Here is a 1,816-nt window from a genome sequence, read left to right on the forward strand (position 1 = left end):
GGAGAAAGAAGGATGAGGCAGAAAATCCCCGCCATAGGCCGGTAGTTCATAGCGGCCCCCAGAGGGAGAGTAAACTGTCTGAAAAGGCGGAAAAGGTATATCCTCGGACCAGAAGTCCGTGTAAACCTATGCGCCCCTGCGGGCCGATAGGAAGGATTGTATGGGCGCTAACGCGCCCGGCGTCATCGGGGGGGGGGGGGGGGGGGGCTAATTCGTTGCTATATAAATAATTATGCTCATTTACCAGCACAAAATACCTCATTTTAGTAGAATCTATAGATAGTATACACCAGTTTATTATAAAAACCTATATAAAACTACCTATTCTAGTAAAAAACCCAAACCCAGAAAGTAAAAAAAAGGCGCCCGGCGTCGTTTGAAAGCTGTGGTCCGGGGGGGAAAGTCCCGGTTGTAATCCGGGCCGCACTCCCCAATATCAATAAGCTGCATACCCATATTTTACGCCCCCCTCCCCCCGGGCCGGTTTGCCAAAGAGCCCAAAAGGTGACACCCAATTTGCGTAGTGTCCCAACGAATATATGCTGATAAAGTAGGGCTGATGTTTTTTCCTGCGATAGCCGTTGCCGTGAAATATATAAAATGGTACGGTATAATAAATTATGAAGAAAGGAATAATAAAGCAAATTTTAATAAACCTAATTCCATTATTTATTGGGATATCTCTATCTATCCCTATGGGTTTAACTAGATGGACCGGTTTTTTCTTTGTATTTATACCCATTGGATTAAGTATATCAATAGGGTTATTCATTGATTCAAATAATAAAATAAAAACGAGGACTCGGAAGAAAAATTAGTCTTTCATTGGTTGCATTGGATTTATTGGTATTTCTCGGAATAATGCAGCATGAAAATTTACAGATAGAGGAAACGGTATTTTATTTTGCATATTTTATAAATACTGGATTATTTACAAGGGTTTTAATACATTATGCTATTGCAAAAGTATTTGGCCCATTGATTTGGGGCAGGGGTTATTGTGGCTGGGGCTGTTATACAGCCGCATTGCTCGAATGGCTGCCAATAAAAGAGAATAAAACTATACCCAAAAAATATACATACATACGGATAATTGTTTTAATATTGTCATTATTAATTCCATTTATTTTCATAAGAAATGGTTATGATTATTTTAATAGACATATATTTTCTCCAATTTCTTCATCAGAAGCATTACCATTTCAACCGTATAAAATAGATCAATTCATATGGTTTCTTGCAGGAAATATAGTGTACTATATTATTGGAATAATACTTGCAATAACATTCAGGAAAAAACGTGCATTTTGTAAAATATGGTGCCCCGCTGCTTTAGTAATGAAACTTCAATCACGTGTTTCATTAATTAAAATGGCTCCAAGTGGAAATAAGTGTATAGAATGCGGAAATTGTAATACGGAATGTCCAATGGACATTGATGTAAGAAAGTATATTAAAAACGGAAAAAGAATTTTGTCGTCAGAATGTATTTTGTGTGGTAATTGTGTAAACATTTGTCCTGTAAAAGCCATTAAATAGTAAAAAACGTTTACCGTATGTGCCCCGCCATCCGTGGCGGGACGCAATTGGGTAATAGGGCAAAAAACTGCGTATAACCAATGTGCTGAAAAAGGAATATGCCAAGAAGAAAAAGGCGATGATTTATTCCGTCCAGTCTTCAAGTAAAAGGGTAGTGTCAATAATATTTCGCAAAATTGATTTGCAGCCATATAAATAAAATTAAGCCGTTGCCGAAACAGCGATTTCTTCCTGTTTCATGCTCATGTATTTCTTGTTCCCCCATTGGCCGCCAGCT

Annotated in this window: 1 protein-coding gene; it reads left to right on the top strand. The window is 38.1% G+C overall.

Annotation, left to right across the window (positions count from 1 at the left end; genetic code table 11):
- Nucleotides 1-825: 825 nt before the first annotated feature.
- A complete protein-coding gene (locus tag TPRIMZ1_RS20150; RefSeq protein WP_198429949.1) occupies nucleotides 826-1,539 on the top strand; it encodes a 4Fe-4S binding protein in 714 nt (237 codons plus the stop codon).
- Nucleotides 1,540-1,816 lie beyond the last annotated feature (277 nt).

This window comes from Treponema primitia ZAS-1 (genome assembly GCF_000297095.1).
Taxonomy (GTDB): domain Bacteria; phylum Spirochaetota; class Spirochaetia; order Treponematales; family Breznakiellaceae; genus Termitinema; species Termitinema primitia_A.